Raw genomic sequence first — 20,612 nt, 5'->3', positions numbered from 1 at the left:
CTCAGGCTTTCAGGTTCTTCGCCGAGGCCTTGATCGCGGCATACTGGCCCGACGTTCGGAAACGCCACAGGTATTCCGGCAGGATCGACGCCATCGCGCGCGGTTCTATCCCCAGATCGGCGAAGCCCTTCGCACCCGCGCTCACGACGTTGTCGTGACGCAGGCTCTTGACCTGGTCGACCGTGAGCGGCGCCTTGAACAGGCCGCCCGACAGCGATTGCCCGAGATCGAAGAACCAGGCCATCATCCGGGCGAGGCCGAACGGCAGGTTCAGGATCAGGCGGCGGCGCTGAATCACCTCCAGCATCATCCGCATCAACTCGCGAAAGGTCTTCACCTCGGGGCCGCCCAGTTCGTAGATCCCCGGAACGGCCTTGCCGGTCGCGCCATGCGCGGCAGCGGCGGCCACGTCATCGACGAACACCGGCTGGAACTTCGTCTCTGCCCCGACGACCGATAGCACCGGGCTCAGCCGGGTCATCCCGGCGAAACGGTTGAAGAATTGGTCCTCGGCGCCGAAAACCACCGAGGGGCGCAGGATCACGGCGTTCGGAAAATGCCTCAAGATGGCTTCTTCGCCCTTGCCCTTGGATTGCGCGTAAAGCGTGTCGCCATCCTTGTCGGCCCCGATCGCCGAAATATGAACGAGTGTCTCCACACCTTCCGCCGCTGCGAGCCGGGCGATGCGTTCCGCACCTTCGTGCTGGACCGCGCCGAAGTTGTTCTTGCCGCCCTTGTCGAAGGTGCCCACGCAATTGACCACGGCGTCTGCGCCCTGCATCGCCTGCGCCACCGAGGCTTCGTTGCGAATGTTGGCCAGCACCGGCTCGACCTGCCCGACAACGCCATAGGTGCGCACGAAAAGGGCCTCGTTGGGCCGGCGCACCGCGACGCGAACCCGCCAACCGGCGCGCGCCATGCGCTGGGCGATGTAACGCCCGACAAAGCCCGAGCCGCCGTAGATCGTCACCAGTTTCGACATGGTAATCTCCTCGGATGATGCGCGGCCCTGAATAGCCCCGCGGGCCTGTCGGGACAAGCCGCAAACGCGGCGCCCGCTTTCCGCCGCGAATCCCGTTGACACCGCCCGGCACTGGCCTTACATCGCGGCTCCACGACACCTGCCCAGGTGGCGGAATTGGTAGACGCGCTGGTTTCAGGTACCAGTGATCGAAAGGTCGTGGAGGTTCGAGTCCTCTCCTGGGCACCATTTCCCCCGAATATAGCTGCTCATGAATGCCGGGAAAACGCGGGCAATCGTCCGTTCTCGGGCGGCACGGCCTGCCGTGGCCGGACATGCTTCGCATTGATTGCCCCGGCGGCGTGTGCGCTTCAGCGTGGCCGCAACACCTTGAGAGTCCTGACATAGCTGGCGGTTCGAAGCGGCTGACGGCGGCCTTTCAGGCGCAACACTTGTGCGGCCCGAGGAGGCCGCCTTGCTTCGACGCTTGACTTGGCGGCCTCCTGAAACGGATATGGTAGTAAGCGGAGAGAAACAGGGAGGCTCGTCGCATGAAGGTAATTCGCGCCATTTTGATGGTAATAGGTCTGGTCTCGGTTGTCGCGACGGGCTGGGTGTTCTGGACGTTTCGCGGCTTCGATCCGCAGGCGCCCGGAGTGTATTGGAACATGGCCATGCGCTTGGCCGAAACCGGCAACTCGGCAGAGGCGACCGTGTGGAAGCGCAAGGTGGCCGATGGGCTGACCTTCGAGGAGATCGACGAATCGATCAAGTCGGTGGCGCTGGAACAGAACATCCGCGACGTGGGTTCTCTGCCGCTCGGCGAACAGGTTTCGCTGATGCAGGGGAGCGAGTGGCGCAAGCTGAAGATCTATCTCTACTGCAACCCGATGACGGCGGCGAAGATGGTGGAGGTTTCCGAGGCCTATTCGGCCTATCTGCCGTGCCGTGTTTCACTGGTCGAGGACGCCAATGGCGACTTGTGGATCTACTCGCTCGACATGGACATGATGATCCACGGGGGCAAACCGCTGCCGCCCGAGCTTCTCGAAGAGGCCTTGGGCGTGAAGGAAACGATTCTCGCGATTCTGGATCAGGCGGCAGAGGGGAGCTTCTGAGCTCCCCTCTTTCTTCAGCGGGTCAGTAGCCGGACAGCGCTTCGTCGATGATGCTGTCGAGCATGGCGCTGACCTGCTCCATCGCGCCCGAGGGATAGGACCGGCGGCCGACGGTGACTTCGCCCACGGTTCCGGGCTGCTCCATCACGAAGATGGTGTAGGGGCAGAACTGCAGGTTCATCGGGTCTGCCTCCATCACCGCGCGGCTCACGTCGGCGGAGCAGAAGTTGAACACCTTGGCGTTGGTGAACAGCGTTTCGGTGCCGCCGACGTCTTCCTTGGTGCGTTCCAGCATGTCGCCCACGTGGTTGACCGCGTCGATCACGAGGCCCGCGTTGGTGATCGCGGTTTCGACGTCGAACATCACGTCGTCATAGGCGCCGGAAACCGTGCGGGCGACGGGCGCGTGCTCCTCCGCCTGCGCCGGAGCCGCGACGGCAAGCGCGACAGCGGCAGCGATGGCAAGTTTTTTCATGGTTTTCTCCTCCTTGGTTGGGTCAGTTTTCGGCGGGGGTGCCGGTGGTCTTTTTGATCAGTTCATCGAGCAGGAACCAGAAGAAATCGCCGCCGGGATGGCCCTCGATCCGCCCGACTTCCGCGCCATCCGAAAGCAGCACGAAGGTTGGCGTGATATGCGCCCGGCGAACCAGCGAGATGTCGTCGGGAAGCTTGTCGCGAAGGTCGAACCGGGTCAGTGGCGCGCGCGCGGCCTGCTCGGTGTTGGGGTAGGCGACGCCAATCTCGCGCTCCCAGCGGGCGCACCAGATACAGCCCTCCTGCTCGAACATGAGAAGTCGAAGCTCGCCTGCGGCGGCAGGGCTGGAAAACGTGGACAGGCCAAGGATCAGGGCCCCGATGACGTTCCGCATTGCTGCGACTGCGAAAGGATATTTCATTGACGCCCCGAATTACGAACATAAAGAATGCTATGTCATGATATGTCGCGCGACAAGGACGTAGAAAATGGGATTTGATCCAACACTGGGCGGCGCGGCATTGGCCGGACTGCTTTCGTTCCTCTCGCCGTGCATCCTGCCGATCGTGCCCTTCTACCTGTGCTATATGGCCGGGCTCTCGATGCAGGAACTGCGCGGTGACGAAGGCGGGCCGCAAATCGCGCCGGGCGCGCAGCGCAGGTTGATCTTCTCGGCCCTCGCCTTCGCCTTCGGCGTCACCTCGATCTTCGTGCTACTCGGGCTCGGGGCAACGGCGCTGGGCTCGGCGTTCATCCAGTGGCGAGATCAACTCGCCTGGGCGGCGGCGGCGGTGCTGTTCCTGTTCGGCCTGCACTTCCTCGGGATCTACCGGCTCAAGTTTCTATACCGCGAGGCGCGGCTCGAGGCGAAATCGGACCCGACAACAATGGTTGGTGCCTACGTGATGGGCCTTGCCTTCGGTTTTGGCTGGACGCCCTGCGTCGGCCCCGCGCTCGCGGCGATCCTGATGGTGGCGAGCGGCACGGGCGACCTGTTCCGTGGGGGCCTGCTTCTCCTGGTCTACGGCCTCGCGATGACCCTGCCTTTCGTGCTCGCCGCCGCCGCCGCGCGGCCGTTCCTGGCCTGGGTCGGGCGCAACAGGCGGTTCATGGTCTATGCCGAGAAGGCAATGGGGGTGATGATGATCGTCTTCGCCATCCTCATCGCGACGAACTCGGTGAACTATATCGCCGAATGGATGATCAACAATTTCAGCTGGGAAAAGACGCTCATCTGAGGCGTCGCTAAAGGGAGGACGACATGATTGGATACGCCTTGAAGCAAGGTCTTCGCGCGCTCGCCGCCTCGGCGATTCTGGCGCTCGCCGGCCCGGCAATCGCCGAGGTGCCACTGGGCGACGACGGGCTGCACAAGCCCGACTGGCTGCAGGAAACCTTTCTCGACCTGCGCGAGGATCTTGCCGATGCCAACGCCGCCGGCAAGCGCATGATGATCATCATCGAGCAGCGCGGGTGCATCTATTGCACCAAGATGCACGAGAAGATTTTCCCCAACCCCGATATCGACGCGATGATCCGGGAAAGCTTCTTCGTGGTGCAGGTCAACCTCTACGGCGATCTTGAAGTCACCGACTTCGACGGCACCGTGCTCAGCGAGAAAGACACGGCGCGGCGCTGGAACACCGTGTTCACACCGACGATGATCTTTCTCCCCGAGGAAGTTCCGGAAGGCGTGACGGCGATCAGCGCGGCCTCGGCCGTGATGCCGGGGGCCTTCGAGCGCGCAACAACGCTCGCGATGTTCACATGGGTCCGCGACAAGGAATACGACAACATCGAATTCCAGCGATACTTCGCGGAAAATTTCTATGCGCAGGAATGATTTGCGTGGATAATCCCGATGTCGCCCCGGTTCCTGGGCGACATTTTCATGCAAATAATCAAATCTTTTTGTTGTTTGCTTGCCAAGGGGATTGCTAAGGTCGCGACTCAGGCAGTGCCCGCCAATGAGGCATTTCGCCACAGAACGAGCGGCACAGTGCCGCACATGAAATAACGAGCTTAGGGAGGGCTCTTATGAGAACACTGTTTGCGCTTTGCGCGGCAGCCGCCACTGCGTTTCCCGCGATCCTCAGTGCCGAAACCGCACCCACCGAGGTGAGCTTCTCGGAATACGGCGAGGTATTTGAATCCCTTACCGGCGTTCCCGGAGACCCGGAAGAGGGCTACAAATCGGCGGTGAGCCGGGGCGCGGGCAACTGCGTTGCCTGTCACACTGCCCAAGGCTGGAGCCAGGAGCAATTTCCGGGCGATGTCGGGCCGGAGCTGACGGGTGTCGGCGCGCGCTATGAACCCGCGCAGATCCGGGGTATCCTCGTGAATGCCAAGCACACTTTCCCCGAAACGGTCATGCCGGCATTCTACAACGTGTCAAACCTTTACCGTCCGGGTGATGGCTACACCGGCAAGGCGGCCAAATCGCCTGACGTGACCGTGCTGACCGCCCAGCAGATCGAAGACATTCTCGCCCTGCTCCTGACCTTCACCGAAGAATGAGCGCCAGGGCCAACTTAAGGGAGACATCCAGAACATGACCTACACGAGACGAGAAACCCTGGTGATCGGTGCTGGTGGCATCGCGCTTCTTGCCGGCACGCCGGCGATGGCTTCTGCGGTGGAAGAGGCGATTGCCGCCTTCACCGGCGGCGCCGAGATCGGCGAAAGCGGCATCGAGATCAACGCGCCCGAGATCGCGGAAAACGGCAACGTGGTTCCCATCGAGGTTTCGGCCCCTGGTGCCGAGGAGATCATGGTGATGGCCACCGGCAACCCGTCGCCGCCCGTTTGCCGCGTGAGCTTCGGTCCGGCCGCCGGTTCGAGCCGGCTCTCGACCCGCATTCGCCTTGCGAAAACGCAAGACGTTCTCGCGGTGGCGCGCATGTCGGACGGCAGCTTCGTTCAGACGACGCGCGCCGTGAAAGTCACCATCGGCGGCTGCGGCGGCTGAGGCCCGTCCCGCGGTGGCAACATCGCGGACCGACGACCCAACCAGATTCAGGAGACACTCAAATGGCAGATGTCAAACCCCGCGTGAAGATCCCCTCCTCGGCCAAGGCCGGAGAAGCCTTCACCGTCAAGACCCTGATCAGCCACTCGATGGAGTCGGGGCTGCGCAAGGATGGCGACGGCAACCCGATCCCGCGGCAGATCATCAATCGCTTCACCTGCGAATTCAACGGCACCTCGGTGGTCGACATGGCGCTCGAGCCGGCGATCTCGGCCAACCCCTACATCGAGTTCGACGCTCAGATCGACGCGGCAGGCGAGTTCACCTTCACATGGTACGACGATGACGGCTCCGTCTACACCACGTCGAACGGCATTGAACTGGCCTGATCGCCAGCAACAAGAACAAGAACGTCAGGGAGGAGACGCGATGACTTTTCGCGCAAAGAAGACGGCGGCTCTGGCCATAGCCATGAGCTTCGCCATCGGGAACACGGCCACGGCCGAGCCCGATCTCGATGCCGTGCTGGTGATCAATGACGAGCTGGAAATGGTGACGATCACGGAAGCGCCGGCGCACCTGGAAGGGGCGCTCGACCAGGCCATCTCGGGCTGGCACTTCCGCGACGCGGCGACCCGCCGGCTGGAGACGGATGATTTCGAGAACCCGGCATTTCTTCACGTCGAACAGGGTCTGACAGCCTGGGAAACCGTTGAAGGCACCGAAGGGGAATCCTGCGCGTCGTGCCACGGTTCGATCGAGGAAAGCATGAAGGGCCTTCGCGCCGTGCTTCCCAAGGTCAACGCCGATGGTGAGCTGTGGTCGATGGAAAACTACATCAACGACTGCCGCGAAAACCGGATGGGCGCCGAGGCCTGGGGTTGGAACACGGCGCCGATGCGCGACATGACGGCGGCGATCGCGCTGCAATCGCGCGGCATGCCGGTGAACGTGGCGATCGACGGCCCGGCGCAGCCCTACTGGGAACAGGGCAAGGAGCTTTACTACAAGCGCCATGGCTTGCTCGACCTGTCCTGCGCAAGCTGCCACGAGGAGAACAACGGCAACTACATCCGTGCCGATCACCTCAGCCAGGGCCAGATCAACGGCTTCCCGGTTTACCGCCTGAAGCAGAGCAACATGATTTCGCTGCACAACCGTTTCTATGGCTGTGTGCGTGATACCCGGGCGGAAAGCTACGAGCGTGGCGGACCCGAGTTCCGCGCGCTTGAGCTCTACGTCGCCTCGCGCGGCAACGGCCTCTCGGTCGAAGCGCCTTCGGTGCGGAACTGAGCCAAAAGACGCGGCGGCCCCGACATGGTGCCGCCGCGTCTGATTCTTGATCCAGAAACAATTCAGCATTTTGGGGAGGGGAAGGCATGATCTCGCGGAGAGACTTCCTTCAGGCCACTGTTGCCGCGTCGGCGATCGTGGGTGGCAGTGGCGTTGGCGCCTGGGCGCAGATCGCGGCCCGCCAGCAGCTGACGCAAGACCAGTTGCTCGATTTCGATACGTTCGGAAACGTGACTCTGATCCATGTCACCGACATTCACGGCCAGCTCAAACCGGTCTGGTTCCGGGAACCCGAGATCAATCTTGGTGTCGGTGAGGTCAAGGGCCTGCCGCCGCATGTCACCGGGCAGGATTTTCTCAAGCTCTACAACATCGAGCCGGGCACGCCCGAAGCCTATGCGCTCACCTACAACGATTTCGATGCGTTGGCGCGCACTTACGGCAAGATGGGCGGGCTCGACCGGGTGGCAACGGTGGTGAAATCCATCCGCGCCGCGCGCCCCGATGCGCTCCTTCTCGACGGTGGCGACACCTGGCATGGCTCCTACACCGTGCTCAAGACCGGCGCGCAGGATATGGTCGACGCGATGAACCAGCTTGGCGTCGAGGCGATGACCTCGCACTGGGAATTCACCCTCGGGATCGACCGTGTCACCGAGATCGTCGACAGCCTGCCCTTCCCCTTCCTCGGCGCCAATATCTTCGATGCCGAGTGGGATGAGCCGGCTTACGAACCCTACAAGATGTTCGAGCGCGGCGGGGTGCAGGTCGCGGTGATCGGTCAGGCCTTTCCCTACATGCCGATCGCCAACCCCGGCTGGATGTTCCCCGATCTGAGCTTCGGTATCCGCGAAGACCGGATCGCCGAGATGGTCGCCGAGGTGCGCGCCAAAGGCGCCGGTCTCGTGGTGCTGCTCTCGCACAATGGCTTCGACGTCGATCGCAAGCTCGCGGGCCGGGTGCCGGGGATCGACGTGATCCTGACCGGCCACACCCACGATGCGCTGCCCGAGCCGGTAATGGTGGGGCAGACCCTGGTGATCGCCTCCGGTTCGAACGGCAAGTTCGTCACCCGCCTCGACCTCGACGTGCGCGAGGGCCAACTCATGGGCTTCCGCCACAAGCTGATCCCGATTTTTGCGGACGTGATCGAGCCCGATGCCGAGATGGCCGCGGTGATCGACGGCCACCGTGCGCCCTATGAAGCGGAAATGTCCGAAGTGATCGGCCAGACTGGCTCCGTGCTCTACCGGCGCGGCAACTTCAACGGCACCTGGGACGATCTGATCTGCAACGCGCTGATCGAAGAGCGCGAGGCCGACATCGCGCTCTCGCCCGGCTTCCGCTGGGGGCCGAGCCTGATCGCCGATACGCCGATCACCCGCGAAGACATCTTCGCGGCCACCTCGATGAGCTACCCCGAAGCCTACCGCAGCGAGATGACGGGCGAGCAGCTCAAGATCATCCTCGAAGACGTGGCCGACAACCTCTTCAACCCCGATCCCTACTATCAGCAGGGCGGCGACATGGTGCGTGTCGGCGGCATGGGCTACCGGATCGACGTGTCGAGGCCGCAGGGCGAGCGGCTGTCGAACATGACCCTGCTCAAGACCGGCGAGGCGATCGACCCGGGCAAGACCTATGTTGTCGCCGGCTGGGCCAGCGTGAACGAGGGCACCGAGGGGCCGCCGATCTGGGACGTTGTGGAGAACTGGGTGCGCCGCCAGGGCACTGTGACCATCGACCCGAACAACTCGGTCGAGGTCACCGGGGCCTGAACCCGGACCCTGATACAAAAAAGCGGCGCCCGGTGTGGCGCCGCTTTCGGTTTGCGTCAAAGCTCTTCTCAGCGGCTCTGCGCCGTGATCCAGTCGGCGCTGGCTTGAATGCCACCGAGCGGGAAGACGTGCGCCTGCGCGATCAGGCTGTCGGGGTTGGCCGCCTTGTGCTCGGCGAGCGCGGTGAGCACCTCGATGGGCTCGAAGGGCTTGAGCAGCTTGGTGAGGTCTTTCGCGCGCCGCTGGAGCACGGAGAGCGAAGGGCCCACGCCGCAGGCGATGGCGTATTTGATCAGGGTTTGCAGCTTGGCCGGGCCGGCGACGCCGGCATGGATCGGCAGGGTCACCCCGCGCGCGGCCAACCTGTCGGCCCAGGCGATCATCGGCTTGGCGTCGAACACGAACTGGGTCGCGAGCGCCATCTCTGTGCCGGTCTTCTCGGCGTAGGACTGCTTCCATTGCACCGCGAGGTCGACGTTGGTCGTCGAGCCGTCGGGGTCGATGTCGGCATTGCCCTCGGGGTGGCCGGCCACGTGCAGCCGCTTGACCCCGTGCTTCTCGAAAAGCCCGGTGTCGAGCAGTTGCATGGAACTGTCGAACTTGCCGACGGGCCGCGCGACGCCACCGGCCAGCACCAGCGCCTCGCGCACGTTCGCCTCACCGGCATAGCGCTTGATCCAGTCTTCGAGCACTTTCTCGTCGGCGATGATCCGGGCCGGGAAGTGCGGCATCACGGCGAAGCCGTCGGCGGCGAGGCGCTTGGCGGTTGCCACCATGTCTTCGATCGGGGTGCCCTCGATATGGGCGACGTAAACGCGGCTGCCGGGGGCCAGGAGCGGCTTGAAATCGGCGATCTTCGACGCCGTGCGCGGCATGACTTCCAGCGAAACACCTTCGAGGAAGGCTTTCAGCGGGCTTTGTGCGTTGAGAATGTTCACCACGGCCATTTTCTCCTCCTCAGGTCTGGCTTCGGTAGCCGAGGCGCGAGGCCTCGTGGATCGGCCAGGGATGAACCTCGGCCCGCATCTCCACCTGACGGTGGCGTTCGACGGTTGGTTTATCGCTTCCGCCATCCGGCTCGCCCCACGTAACCGTCACTTCTGTGCCGGTTTCCGCCACTTCGGGTTCAAGGATCGCGAGGCTGATCCAGGCCCGTTCGCCGGGCGAATAGGCTGGGGCGATGGAGAGGCCGACGAAGCGGCCATCCTTCGTCACCTTGTCGTAAGGGTGGGCGGCATAATGCGCGGCGGGCATTTCCATGTGCTTCGGGGCAAGCCCGTCGTGATCCATCAGCCCGGCATAGGCCGCCGCCACGTCTTCGGCGTTCCACACCAGCGTGACCTTTTGGCGGTGCGGCCCGGCGGCCATTTTCTCCAGCGCGTCGCGGCCGATGAAATCGTGATCGAACTTCACCACACGGCCATAATCGAGATCCCATGGCGTGAGGTAATAATCCTCGATGTTGTCCGACACGAAGCTGCCGCCGAGCGAGGCCTGGGCCTCGAAGGAATTGGCCCCCAGCCATTCACGGTAGGGCTTCATCATCTCGCCGGTGTAGATCGCGGGCAGGGGCGAGGGCACCCAGCCCGATTCCGCCGCCGCTGCCGCATAGGCCCGCGCGCCGACCTGCCGCATACCGAACTCGGCTCCGGCCTCGATCAGCGCGGCCTTGACCTTTGGCCCGTCTTCCACCGGCCCCCAGATCTCCAGCCCCTGCTGGCCGCCCATGCCGTGGCTGAGCGTGCGCGCCTCGCACCCGGCGATGGTGATGCGCCCCATGTTGAAGAACTTCGTGGTGAGCGGCCCGCCCTCGTTCACCTTGTTCAGGATGTCGAGTGCCTTCGGCCCCTGCACCTCGTAGCGATAAGTGAGCCGGGGTTTGTCGGGATCGTCGAGACGGCGCTGATCGCGCACCACCTCCACGTCATAGCCGCCGGTTTCGGCGAAGAACTGCACCCAGTTGGGCAGGATCGGGCGGCCGACGATATTCACCTCGTCGTCTTCAAGCCCGAACACGATGGCATCGCCGATCACGTAGCCCTCGTGGCTCACGCAGACGAGCTGTTTGGCCTTGTCGCGCCCGAACCCGGCAAAGCTGTTCACCGCGAGATCGGTGAGCAGTTTGATCGCGTCAGGGCCCTTCACGTAAAGGTCCGTCATGTGGAACGATTGGTCCATCAGCGCCGCGGACTCGCGCCAGGCCCGCATTTCCTCCATCCAGTGGGTGAACTCCGAAGGGATCGGAAAGGCATAGCGCCCCATCTGGCTGTGATAGAGCATTTTCGCCGGGTTGCCGGATGCCTGGATACGGCCTTCTAGGCTGTTCATGTGGTCCTCCCTGATGGTCGAAACGTGGCGCGGTCAGCCTTGCGTCATGCGTTCGGCGATGCGGTCGGCCTGGAATGTGTCGGCGAGCCGGGTGAGCCGGGTTTCAGCCACCACGCCTTCGGCCGCGAAGGGGTCGCCCTCGGCGAAGGCGCGGGCGTTGGCCTCGGTGGCCGCTTCGAGCACACCCCAATGGCCGATGGCCTGCCCGGCTTCGTCCCAGAGTGCCGAGCCGATCAGCACCGAGGCGAGACCGTTTCCGCCCGTGCCCACCCAATCGCGGTGCGAAGGCCGCAGGCGGTCGCGCTCGGCGTCCTTCCCGGGGTGGTGGCGGCATTCCATGAGGAAGAACATTGCCTAACCCTCGAAGAACTCGGCCACGAGCCGGGCGACCGCTTCGGGCTGCTCCACCGGGGCGAAATGGCCCGCGTCCTCGACGATCTCGAGCCGCGCGTCGGGCAGGAGCGCAAGCATTTCCTCGTGCTGGGCCACCGGGCTCCACTGGTCTTGCCGCCCGACGACGAGGAGCGTGGGGCAGGTGATCCCTGTGAGGTAACTTGCCGCATCGGGCCGATCCACCAGCGCCTTGATCTGGCGGGCGTGCAGATCGGCATCGCGGCGCAGCACCATGTCGGTGAGGCCCTTCATCAGTTCCGGGGTCTGGTTCGGCTCGTGCACCATCGGCGGCAGCCAGCGGGCGGCGAGCGCCTCCATGCCGTTCTCGTAGGCAAAGCGCACGATCTCGTCGCGCTTCTCGCGTTCGCCCTCCTTCAACGGGTGAATGCCGGTATCGAGCAGCGCCAGCCGGTCGATCCGCTCCGGTGCGATGCGGGCCATTTCCATCGCAACGCGCGCACCCATCGAGTGGCCGGCGACGCGCAGCTTGCCGGGGTGACGGCCGAGGCAATCGCGCGCCATCTGGCCGATGCTGTCCTCGGTGGAAAGATCGGCCACCTCGGCCTCGATCCGGTCGAGCACGGGCTCCCAAGTGTAGGCGTCGCAAAGCAGGCCGGGAATCAGCAAAACGGTCATGGTGTCACCCGATCATCGTATTTGGCAGGAAGAGCGCGATCTGCGGGAACAGCACGATGATGATCAGCGTGATCAGCATGGCGATCCAGAACGGCACCACGCCCCAGAAGATCCGCGCCAGCGGAACCTTTGGCGCCACCGATTTGACGATGAACACGTTCAGTCCGACGGGTGGCGAGATCAGGCCCATTTCGAGCGTGAGCACCACGAGCACACCGAACCAGATCGGGTCGATCCCGAGTTGCTGCACCACCGGGAAGAAGATCGGCATCGACAGCACCATCATCGCGAAGCCTTCGAGGAACAGCCCGAGGATGAGATACATAGCCAGCATGATTGCCAGAACGCCGAGCACGGGAATGGCGAGGCCTTCGAGGTAGGTGCCAAGCATCTGCGGGATGTGGCTGAGCGCGAGGAAGGTCTTGATCATGTAGGCCGCGATCAGGATCAGCATCACCGTGGCGGTGGTGACAACCGAATCCTTCGCCGCCTTCCAGAGCTTGGCGAAGCTGAGCTTGCGCGAGACCGCGCCGAAAAGGATCACCAGCCCCGCACCCACGGCGGCGGCCTCGACGGGCGAGAAGAAGCCGCCGTAGATCCCGCCGATGGTCAGCAGGATGACCACGAGGATCGGCGCAGCACCCCCCATGGCGCGGAGTTTTTCGCCGCCGGAGGTTTTCGGCCCGGCGGGGCCATAGGCGGGCTTGAACCACGTCAGCAGCATGATCGTGGCGATGAACATGCTCAGGAGCAGAAGGCCGGGCAGGACGCCGGCGAGAAATAGCCGCCCGATGCTTTCCTGCGTAAGCAGGGCGTAGATCACGAAGCCGGTCGAGGGCGGGATCAGGATGCCCAGCGTGCCGCCGGCGGCGACAACACCGGTGGACAGGCGGTTGTCATACTTGAACCGGTCCATCTCGGAGAGCGACACACGGCCGATGGTGAGCGCCGAGGCCACGGAGGAGCCCGAGAGTGCGGCGAAGCCGCCGCAGGCCACGACGGTGGCCGAGGCAAGCCCGCCCCGGATCGAGCCGATGGTGGCATAGGCGGCATCGTAGAGCTTGCGGCTCATGCCGGTTTCGGTCGCCACGTTGCCCATCAGGATGAACAGGGGCACCACCACGAGCTCGGCGCTCGAGGAGAGCGAGAAGGCGTCGGAGGCAAGCTGGCTCATCGCCGCCTGCGGGCTGTTCAGAATCCAGTTGCCGACGAAGCCGACGCCGAACATGGCGAAGGCCACCGGCACGCGCAGGCCAAGCAGCACGAAGAGGATGGCCATGCCGAGCAGGCCGATTGTTTCGGGGCTCATGCGGCCTCCCTCCGGGGACGGGGCGTGAAGACAAGCCCGATCGCGCGCAGGATCATGCCCAGCGCGGTGATCAGCGACATGACGATGATCGCGCCTTTGAACCAGTCAAACGGCAGCGCGATGATGTTCGTTTTCAAGATGATGCCATAGCCGCGCATCTGCGCGATGGAGGCATAGGTCGTCCAGGCGATGCCGAGGAAGATCAGCGCACCGAGAAGGGTGGACAGGATGTCGCCCAGGCGGTTCGCCCAGGTCGGCATGGAAGACTCGAAGAGATCGACCGAGATATGGCCGCCGACCTTGTCGCAAAGCGCCATGCCGCCGAATACGACGATCACCATGGCCATCTGGCTGAGGTCCTGCGCGCCGGTAAGCGGCACGCCGAAGTAGCGCCCGACCACATCGGTCAGAATCACGACAACCTCGGCCAGAAGGCCGAGGGTGCCGACAAGGGCAGACAGGCTGATGAGCCCGTCTGCCCCCTTGTTCAGCCACCGAAGCAAGGCTTACTGGCCCTGCATCACGGCAAGCACATTCTCGTGGCCACCGTCCGCGACGACCTGCTCCATGACCGGGTAGGTGAGTTCGGCGAAAGCGTCGCGCTCATCGTCGGTCAGCGTGTAGACGGTGTTGCCGTCATCGGCGCTGATTTCCTCGATCACTTGCAGGGCACGGGCGTTCCAGCCTTCTTCTGCCGACTTCGAAAGCGGCCGACCGGCAATGGCGTCGATCGCGGCGCGCTGCTCTTCGGTGAGGCTTTCGTATTTCGCCCGGTTCATCGCGACGTAGAACGAGATGTGTCCGAGCGGCGCGTTCAGCGTGTAGCTGTTGGCCACTTCGTCGAGCTTGAAGTCGCCGATGGCCGAGGCGCCGGTGATCACACCGTCGATCAGGCCGGTCTGCAGCGAGTTGTAGATCTCGCCCGCGGGCATCTGCACCGGGGTGGCGCCGAGCGACTCGACGGCAGCGGCGGCGGCCGACCCGGACACGCGGATCTTCAGCCCCTGGAGGTCTTCGGGTTTGCGAACGTCGATGTCCTTCATGATGAAGACGTTCGGCTCGGAGAGCCACAGCGCGAGCGGCTTGGTGCCGGGGAACTCGTCGGAAAGCAGGCCCGCGTCGTAGGCGTTCCAGATCGCGTCATAGCCGGTCATGCCTTCGGGCAGCGCGCCGGGAAGCTCCGAGACCATGGTTTTCTGGAACTGCGACGAGGTGTAGCCCTGCAGGCCCCAGACGATGTCGGCCACGCCCTGAACGACGCGGACATATTGCTCCAGCGGACCGGCGCCAAGCTCGCCGCCCGGGTAGACTTCGATCTCGATCCCGGCGTCGGCGACGGCCGCCTGCAGCGGTTCGATCGTCGACTTGGTGAGCGTATGCGCGGGCGGCACCCAGTGCGCGAATTTGAGGGTTTCCGCCCCGGCCGGAAGTGCAGCGGCGGAAGCAAGTGCGACGGCGGTTGCGGCCGTGCGCAGGAAGCGTGCATGAATCATTGGTATTCCTCCCATTTCTGGATCGCATCGGCTCATTCTGAGCCGCGCAAGACAGGGTTTGACCCTATTGCGCGGTCCGAACCGGTCAAATCACATTCGCGCCTTGTTGGATAAGCTGAGGCTATGGAAGCCAGGCACCAGCGGCGCTTCGAACCAGTGCCCTAAGCCGTTGGATTTCTGCGAATGCGGCGGAATGTCTCACTCCGCCGCATTCGGTTTTGTTTCGTCAGCTGCCCTTGGTGCGCCAGCTGTCGGCGTAGTTGGTGCGTGCTTCGGTCGAATAGGGCGTCGGCGAGACGCGCACGCGGATCGTGGTTTGCTTGTGCGGCTCCACGCTGGTCTTGGCCGAACCGCCATCGGGCTCGCCCCAGACCATCTCGAGCACGTCGCCCTCTTCGACGCTGTCATCGACCACGCCGAGCGAGAGCATGCAGCGCTCGTTGAAGGAGTAGCCGTTGAACATCGACATGCCGACCATCTTGTCGCCCTGCATCACCATGTCGGCGGTGGACGAGGCATAGTTCGGCTGCGGGAAGTCGATCCACTTGTAGTTCTCTTCGCCGGGGCGGAAGGAGCTTTCGATCACCTTCATCACGTCGTCGGCGTTCCACTCGAAGGTGACCTTCTTGCGGTTCTTGCCGCCCTTCATCTTGGTGAGGGCGTCCTTGCCGATGAAGTCGTCTTTCTTCCAGCCGATGTAGAAGCCGTAACCCAGCTCGAACGGGTTGGTGTAGTAATCTTCCACATTGTCCGAAACGAAGCTGCCGCCGATCGACCCGGCCGCCTCGTAGCTGTCTTCCTTCAGCCACTGGCGGTAGTCTTTCATCATGCCGTCACCGGTGTAGATGCCAGGCAGCGGCGAGGGAATCCAGCCGGACTCGACGGTGTTCGTCGAATAGGCGCGTGCGCCCACCTTGTGCAGATCGACGCCAACGTCGCGGGCGGCCTGCTCGATGGTCGACTGGATGTAGCTCTTGTCGGCGTAGGGGCCCCAGATCTCGAGGCCGGGGGCACCGGCCATGCCGTGGCGCAGCGCCTGCACGCGGCGGGTGCCGATGTTGATGGTGTCGACGTGGAAGAACTTCACGTCCGGAACCGGGCCGCCGTTGATCTTTTCGAAGATCTTGTCGGCATCGGGGCCCTGGATCTGGAAGCGGTAATGGGTGCGATAGATCGCCTTGCCATCGGGGCGCGAGTCGGAGCGCGGATCGTGGCTGACCTTGACGTTCCACTTGCCGATCGCGGCCTGGAACATGATCCAGTTCGACGTCGGCGCGCGGCCCACGGTGAGAAACTTGTCTTGCGCGAGGCGGAAGATGATGTGGTCGCCGATCACGTGGCCGGCAGGCGTCACCGGCACGAAGTGCTTGGCGCGGTTGAGCGAGAAGTTCGAGAAATCGTTGATCCCGACATGGGCGAGGAAGGCTTCCGCGTCGGGGCCTTCAACAGTCACCTCGTCCATGTGGTGGGTCTGGTCATAGAGCACCACCGAATTGCGCCAGGCGGCCTGTTCGGAGCGCCAGTTGGTGAATTCCGGTGCGACGACGGGGTAGACATACATCCCGATCTTCGAGTTGCGAAGAACGTCTACAATGTTGCCGGAGCTCTGGATCATGTCTTCGAGGCTGGATGCCATGTTTTCCTCCCATGGGTGCGAATGTATACAATCATCCAGATTTGCCGCGATATTTTCAAGCAGAAATGAAAGACCGCCGAAAAAAGCCCAAAAAATGTATGCAGAGTCGGGTATCAGTCGATCACGAGCGACATTCCCGGCAAGTTGGACACGGTTTTTTCCTCGCGCTGGCTGGTTTCGAGGTTCTCCCGGGCGATTCGCGCATGTTCGCGTGCCACCGCTTCGGCGCGGCTTCCCTCGCGCTGCCTGATTGCCTCCACCAGTGCCCGGTGCTGCATCTGGGCGATGACGAGGCCGCGATGCGCTGCGGCGTTCTGAGAGCGTCCGAGCACGAAGGCGGAGGGCGAGGCGAAGGGAAGCGATTTCACCCGTTCCAGCTCACGCAGGATGATCGCGCTGCCGCAGAGCCGCGCCAGGGCATCGTGGAAGGCAGCGTTCAGTTCGCTGTAGCGGTCGAAGTCGGCGGGGGTGTCGATCGCGCCGAAACAATGGTCGATCTCGTCGACGATCATGTTGATATGACGCAAATCATCGGGATCGGCGCCCTGTTCGGCGGCAAGCCGGGCGGCGGTGCCTTCGAGCACACCGCGCAGTTCGATGGCGTCGATCACGTCCTGGTAGGTGAACGAGCGCACCATGAACCCGCCGCCGGACGCGCGCTCCAGAAGCCCTTCCTCGGCGAGCCGCGACATCGCTTCGCGCACCGGCGTGCGCGAGATCGCCAGCTCTTCGGCAAGCGCCACCTCGAACAGCCGGGTTCCGCCCGCGATCTTGCCTTCGATGATGCGGTGGCGCAGCTCGTAGGTGGCGCGCTTGGTGTGGGTGCTGCCCTTGGTTTCCGGCATGTTTCCTCCCGATGTATACACGGCAATGTATACATATTCGGCGCCTTCAGGAAGGGGCCACGCCATGGTGCGCGACTTGACCGGGACCTTGGCGCTGCCTAGCTTCGGTTTGAAAAGACGGGAAAAGATCCGAAATGCGCGAGATTGAACACATCAAGGCGCGCCTCGCCGCCGAGATCGACGGGTTCGATCCCGACAGCCACGGCCACGGCATCGGCTCGTGGAATCGGGCGATCCTCGCGGATTTCGAAGCCTCGCTGATCGAACCCCAGTTCATCGAGGTCAATCTCGCCGGCGGTTTGACCGATTGGGCCTGGGCGGTGACGCGCACCAACGGCGCCTACCGCGTGCTCTGGCTGCCCTGGCTCGATCAGTTTTCTCTGGCGGTCGAGAGCCGGTTCGGCCCCGTCGACATCAACGTGCACGGCAATGCCATCGGCTGTTTCTCGTCGGTCTAGGTATCGGTTCTCCCGCCGCTCATGCTGGCCAGGATCGGGCAATCGGGCCGATGGTTCCCGCGGCAGGCGTCGACCAGGTTGGCGAGCGTGTCGCGCATCTCGCGCAACTGGAGGATCTTGGCCTCGATCTCGTCGAGGTGGCGCTGGGCGATCCGCTTGACGTCGGCGCTGGCGCGCGAGGTATCCTCGTAGAGCGCCAGCAGCGCGCGGCAATCCTCGATGGAAAAGCCCAGCGCGCGGGCGCGGGCGAGAAAGGCGAGGTTGTGGATGTCCTTCGCGGTGAAGGCGCGGTAGCCGTTGGCGTTGCGGCCCGGCTTGATCAGCCCGATCTCCTCGTAATAACGGATCGTCTTGGCGGGAAGGCCCGCGGCCTCGGCGGCCTGGCCGATGTTCATGACGGCACCTCCACGAAGCGCAACCGGAGCGCATTGGAAAGGACGAAGACCGAAGACATCGCCATCGCGAAGGCGGCGAGCATCGGCGAGAGCAGAAGGCCGGTGGCCGGGTAGATCAGCCCGGCGGCGACCGGGATCAGCAGCACGTTGTAGCCGAAGGCCCAGAACAGGTTCTGGCGAATGTTGCGCATTGTGCGGCGCGACAGGTGGATCGCCGTGGCGACGCCGGGCAGTTCGCCCGAAACCAGCACCACGTCGGCCGCGCCGATGGCCACGTCGGTGCCGGTGCCGATGGCAAGGCCGATATCGGCGGCGGCAAGCGCGGGGGCATCGTTGATCCCGTCGCCCACGAAAGCGGTGATGCCATGCGCCGCGCGCAGGTCTTCGATCGCCTTCACCTTGCCGCGCGGCAGCACCTCGGCGGTAACGTGGTCGATACCGAGACGCTGCGCGATGGCCTCCGCCGTGGCGCTGTTGTCGCCGGTGATCATCGCCACTTCCAGCCCCATCCGGTGCAGCGCCTCGATGGCGGCGGGCGTGCTTGGCTTGATCGGGTCTTCCACCGCGAGCACCGCCGCGGGGGCGCCGTCGATCGCGGCGTAGAGCGGCGTCTTGCCGTCGCGGGCGAGGCTGGCGGCGGTGTCGGTGAGCGCGCCGAGCGCGATCTTCTCGCGCTCCATCAGCCGGTCGGCGCCGACGAGCACCGTCTTGCCCTCGATCTCGGCCTTGATGCCGTATCCCGGCAGGGCGCGAAACTTGTCCACCTTGGGCAAGGCAATGCCCCGCTCCTCGGCGGCCCGCAGGATCGCGGAGGCGATCGGGTGCTCCGATTGCGCCTCGGCGGCGGCGACGAGGCGCAGCACGTCCGCCTCGCTCATCCCGTCGGCGGTCACGATGTCGGACAATTCCGGCCGGCCCTCGGTGAGGGTGCCGGTCTTGTCGAGCGCCACCACCTTCACCCCTTCCATCACCTGCAGCGCGTCGCCCTTGCGAAACAGAACGCCAAGCTCGGCGCCGCGCCCGGTGCCCACCATGATTGAGGTGGGCGTGGCGAGACCCATGGCACAGGGGCAGGCAATGACCAGAACCGAAACCCCCGCCACCAGCGCGAAGCTCAGCGCCGGATCAGGGCCGAAGGCAAGCCAGGCGAGGATCGAGACCACCGCGATTCCCATCACCACCGGCACGAACCAGCGCGTGACGCGGTCGACGAGCGACTGGATCGGCAGCTTGGCGCCCTGCGCCTGCTCGACCATGCGGATGATCTGGGCGAGCGTGGTGTCGGCCCCCACACGAGTGGCCTCCACCCGCAGCGCGCCGGTGGTGTTGACCGTGCCGCCGGTCACCTTCGCGCCTTCCGTTTTTTCCACCGGCACCGGTTCGCCGGTGATCATGCTTTCGTCGACGTAGCTCTCGCCGGATATCACTTTGCCATCGGTGGCGACGGACTCGCCCGGACGAACGAGGATGATATCGCCCGGCGCGATCTCTTCGGCGGCGATTTCCACCGTCGCGCCGTCGCGCTCGACGCGGGCGGTCTTGGGCTGAAGCTGCATCAGTGCGCGGATCGCCTCGCCGGTGCGGCCCTTGGCGCGGGCCTCCATCCAGCGGCCGAACAGGATGAGCACCACGATCACCGCCGCGCTCTCGAAGTAGACGTTCGCCGTGCCGGCGGGGAAAAGCCCGGGCGCGAAGGTGGCGAGGGTGGAGTAGAGAAATGCCGCGCCGGTGCCCATGGCCACCAGCGAGTTCATGTCGGGCGAGCCTTGCAGAAGCTGCGGGATGCCCTTCGTGTAGAACCGCTGACCGGGGCCGACCAGCACCGCCCCGGTGAGCAGGAATTGCAGCACGCGGGAGGTTTGCATCCCGATCGTGTCATGAACCCAGCTGTGGAACGCCGGAACGAGGTGCCCCCCCATTTCGACGATGAAAACGGGCAGCGTCAAGGCGGCCGCGAGAAGGGTGAGCCAACCCAGGCGGGAGATCTCTTGCGCCTTGCGACGGGCCATGTCTTGCCCCGAGGCGGTGCGCACCCGCGCCGGATAGCCGGTGGCCGTGATCGTGGCGGCCACGTCCGAAGGCTTCACCGCGCCGGAGGCGATGGTGACGTTTGCGGTTTCGGTCGCGAGGTTCACATGGGCCTCGACCACGCCGGGCAGGCCGACGAGCGCGCGTTCGACCTTGGAAACCGCCGCCGCGTCGGTCAGGCCCTCGATCGCGATCTCCAGCCGGTCTGTCACCACCGGATAGCCGGCGTGGGCCAGCGCCTCGACGGCGCGGGCGAGGTCGGAAGGGTCTTCGACCGACATCTGGGCGCTTTCGCCTGCCAGGTTGACGCTGGCGCCGCGCACGAATGCGAGATCGTCGAGCGTGCGCTCCACCTTGCCCACGCAGGTGGCGCAGGTCATGCCTTCGACTTGAAGTGTGAGATCGGTCATCTGCTACCCATGATTGCTTTGAGGCAACACTTAGTGGTTCCTGTGACTGGAAGGTCAAGCCCCGCGCGCGTTTTGACCGTTGACCGGC

At 64.3% G+C, this 20,612-nt stretch carries 23 protein-coding genes and 1 tRNA gene; 10 read left to right on the top strand and 14 right to left on the bottom strand.

The features are described from left to right. Position 1: 1 nt before the first annotated feature. Positions 2–982, bottom strand: coding sequence for a complex I NDUFA9 subunit family protein (locus tag IEW01_RS00715; protein WP_188525689.1), 981 nt, complete (start codon positions 980–982; stop codon positions 2–4). Between the two features lie 141 nt (positions 983–1,123). Between IEW01_RS00715 and IEW01_RS00710 the strand changes: the two genes are divergently transcribed. Together IEW01_RS00710 and IEW01_RS00705 are read left to right on the top strand one after the other, a co-directional pair. Then, positions 1,124–1,210 (top strand) — tRNA-Leu (locus IEW01_RS00710). A gap of 302 nt (positions 1,211–1,512) precedes the next feature. After that, positions 1,513–2,079: a DUF302 domain-containing protein gene (locus tag IEW01_RS00705; protein ID WP_188525688.1), complete on the top strand. Its 567-nt coding sequence runs from the start codon at positions 1,513–1,515 to the stop codon at positions 2,077–2,079. Positions 2,080–2,101: 22 nt separating this feature from the next. Here IEW01_RS00705 and IEW01_RS00700 read toward each other — a convergent pair whose 3' ends face one another. Further along, positions 2,102–2,554 (bottom strand): DUF302 domain-containing protein, encoded by a 453-nt coding sequence (locus IEW01_RS00700; RefSeq protein WP_188525687.1) that lies wholly within the window; start codon positions 2,552–2,554, stop codon positions 2,102–2,104. 22 nt (positions 2,555–2,576) lie between these two features. Further along, positions 2,577–2,948 carry a thioredoxin domain-containing protein gene (locus IEW01_RS00695; protein ID WP_188525686.1) on the bottom strand — a complete coding sequence of 124 codons (372 nt, stop codon included), beginning with the start codon at positions 2,946–2,948 and terminating at the stop codon, positions 2,577–2,579. 94 nt (positions 2,949–3,042) lie between these two features. Between IEW01_RS00695 and IEW01_RS00690 the strand changes: the two genes are divergently transcribed. From IEW01_RS00690 to soxB, 7 genes are all read left to right on the top strand, one after another. Continuing rightward, on the top strand, positions 3,043–3,792 hold the full coding sequence (locus tag IEW01_RS00690; protein WP_188525685.1) for a cytochrome c biogenesis CcdA family protein: 750 nt from the start codon (positions 3,043–3,045) through the stop codon (positions 3,790–3,792). Positions 3,793–3,815: 23 nt separating this feature from the next. Then, on the top strand, positions 3,816–4,397 hold the full coding sequence (locus IEW01_RS00685; RefSeq protein WP_188525684.1) for a SoxW family protein: 582 nt from the start codon (positions 3,816–3,818) through the stop codon (positions 4,395–4,397). A gap of 194 nt (positions 4,398–4,591) precedes the next feature. Further along, positions 4,592–5,071: a sulfur oxidation c-type cytochrome SoxX gene (soxX, locus tag IEW01_RS00680; RefSeq protein ID WP_188525683.1), complete on the top strand. Its 480-nt coding sequence runs from the start codon at positions 4,592–4,594 to the stop codon at positions 5,069–5,071. Positions 5,072–5,105: 34 nt separating this feature from the next. Further along, entirely contained in the window at positions 5,106–5,522 is a 417-nt protein-coding gene (gene soxY / locus IEW01_RS00675; protein WP_188525682.1) for a thiosulfate oxidation carrier protein SoxY, read from the top strand. Positions 5,523–5,584: 62 nt separating this feature from the next. After that, a complete protein-coding gene (gene soxZ, locus IEW01_RS00670; protein ID WP_188525681.1) occupies positions 5,585–5,911 on the top strand; it encodes a thiosulfate oxidation carrier complex protein SoxZ in 327 nt (108 codons plus the stop codon). A 40-nt stretch (positions 5,912–5,951) separates the two neighbouring features. Continuing rightward, positions 5,952–6,815 (top strand): sulfur oxidation c-type cytochrome SoxA, encoded by an 864-nt coding sequence (gene soxA, locus IEW01_RS00665; protein ID WP_188525680.1) that lies wholly within the window; start codon positions 5,952–5,954, stop codon positions 6,813–6,815. 86 nt (positions 6,816–6,901) lie between these two features. After that, positions 6,902–8,593, top strand: coding sequence for a thiosulfohydrolase SoxB (gene soxB, locus IEW01_RS00660; RefSeq protein WP_188525679.1), 1,692 nt, complete (start codon positions 6,902–6,904; stop codon positions 8,591–8,593). Positions 8,594–8,661: 68 nt separating this feature from the next. Here soxB and IEW01_RS00655 read toward each other — a convergent pair whose 3' ends face one another. The 9 genes from IEW01_RS00655 to IEW01_RS00615 form a co-directional block, all read right to left on the bottom strand. Beyond that, positions 8,662–9,540 carry a methylenetetrahydrofolate reductase gene (locus tag IEW01_RS00655; RefSeq protein ID WP_188525678.1) on the bottom strand — a complete coding sequence of 293 codons (879 nt, stop codon included), beginning with the start codon at positions 9,538–9,540 and terminating at the stop codon, positions 8,662–8,664. A 10-nt stretch (positions 9,541–9,550) separates the two neighbouring features. Further along, positions 9,551–10,921, bottom strand: a complete 1,371-nt coding sequence (locus IEW01_RS00650; RefSeq protein WP_229737990.1) for an aminomethyl transferase family protein — start codon at positions 10,919–10,921, stop codon at positions 9,551–9,553. 33 nt (positions 10,922–10,954) lie between these two features. Continuing rightward, a complete protein-coding gene (locus IEW01_RS00645; protein ID WP_188525677.1) occupies positions 10,955–11,272 on the bottom strand; it encodes a YciI family protein in 318 nt (105 codons plus the stop codon). 3 nt (positions 11,273–11,275) lie between these two features. Continuing rightward, positions 11,276–11,950, bottom strand: coding sequence for an alpha/beta fold hydrolase (locus tag IEW01_RS00640; RefSeq protein WP_188525676.1), 675 nt, complete (start codon positions 11,948–11,950; stop codon positions 11,276–11,278). A 4-nt stretch (positions 11,951–11,954) separates the two neighbouring features. Next, the gene (locus tag IEW01_RS00635; protein ID WP_188525675.1) at positions 11,955–13,259 is read right to left on the bottom strand and encodes a TRAP transporter large permease; all 1,305 of its coding nucleotides are present in this window, start codon (positions 13,257–13,259) and stop codon (positions 11,955–11,957) included. Beyond that, positions 13,256–13,762 carry a TRAP transporter small permease gene (locus tag IEW01_RS00630; RefSeq protein ID WP_188525674.1) on the bottom strand — a complete coding sequence of 169 codons (507 nt, stop codon included), beginning with the start codon at positions 13,760–13,762 and terminating at the stop codon, positions 13,256–13,258. The genes IEW01_RS00635 and IEW01_RS00630 overlap by 4 nt, the downstream gene beginning before the upstream one ends. Positions 13,763–13,765: 3 nt before the next feature. Then, complete coding sequence (locus IEW01_RS00625; protein ID WP_188525673.1) at positions 13,766–14,752, bottom strand: TRAP transporter substrate-binding protein; 987 nt, start codon at positions 14,750–14,752, stop codon at positions 13,766–13,768. Positions 14,753–14,978: 226 nt separating this feature from the next. Beyond that, positions 14,979–16,388, bottom strand: coding sequence for a vanillate/3-O-methylgallate O-demethylase (gene ligM, locus IEW01_RS00620; protein WP_188525672.1), 1,410 nt, complete (start codon positions 16,386–16,388; stop codon positions 14,979–14,981). A gap of 113 nt (positions 16,389–16,501) precedes the next feature. After that, entirely contained in the window at positions 16,502–17,233 is a 732-nt protein-coding gene (locus IEW01_RS00615) for a GntR family transcriptional regulator (RefSeq protein ID WP_188525671.1), read from the bottom strand. 134 nt (positions 17,234–17,367) lie between these two features. Here IEW01_RS00615 and IEW01_RS00610 point away from each other — a divergent pair, with 134 nt between their 5' ends. Beyond that, entirely contained in the window at positions 17,368–17,691 is a 324-nt protein-coding gene (locus IEW01_RS00610; protein WP_188525670.1) for a hypothetical protein, read from the top strand. Here the strand turns inward: IEW01_RS00610 and cueR are convergent. Together cueR and IEW01_RS00600 are read right to left on the bottom strand one after the other, a co-directional pair. Continuing rightward, on the bottom strand, positions 17,688–18,086 hold the full coding sequence (cueR, locus tag IEW01_RS00605; RefSeq protein WP_188525669.1) for a Cu(I)-responsive transcriptional regulator: 399 nt from the start codon (positions 18,084–18,086) through the stop codon (positions 17,688–17,690). The two genes, IEW01_RS00610 and cueR, sit on opposite strands and share 4 nt — an antisense overlap. Next, positions 18,083–20,524, bottom strand: a complete 2,442-nt coding sequence (locus IEW01_RS00600; protein ID WP_188525668.1) for a heavy metal translocating P-type ATPase — start codon at positions 20,522–20,524, stop codon at positions 18,083–18,085. The genes cueR and IEW01_RS00600 overlap by 4 nt, the downstream gene beginning before the upstream one ends. Positions 20,525–20,612 lie beyond the last annotated feature (88 nt).

The sequence above is a fragment of the Sinisalibacter lacisalsi genome, from assembly GCF_014640115.1.
Taxonomy (GTDB): Bacteria; Pseudomonadota; Alphaproteobacteria; order Rhodobacterales; family Rhodobacteraceae; genus Sinisalibacter; species Sinisalibacter lacisalsi.
The sequence above is the reverse complement of the archived record's forward strand: the minus strand, read 5'-3'. Positions and strand labels throughout refer to the sequence as shown.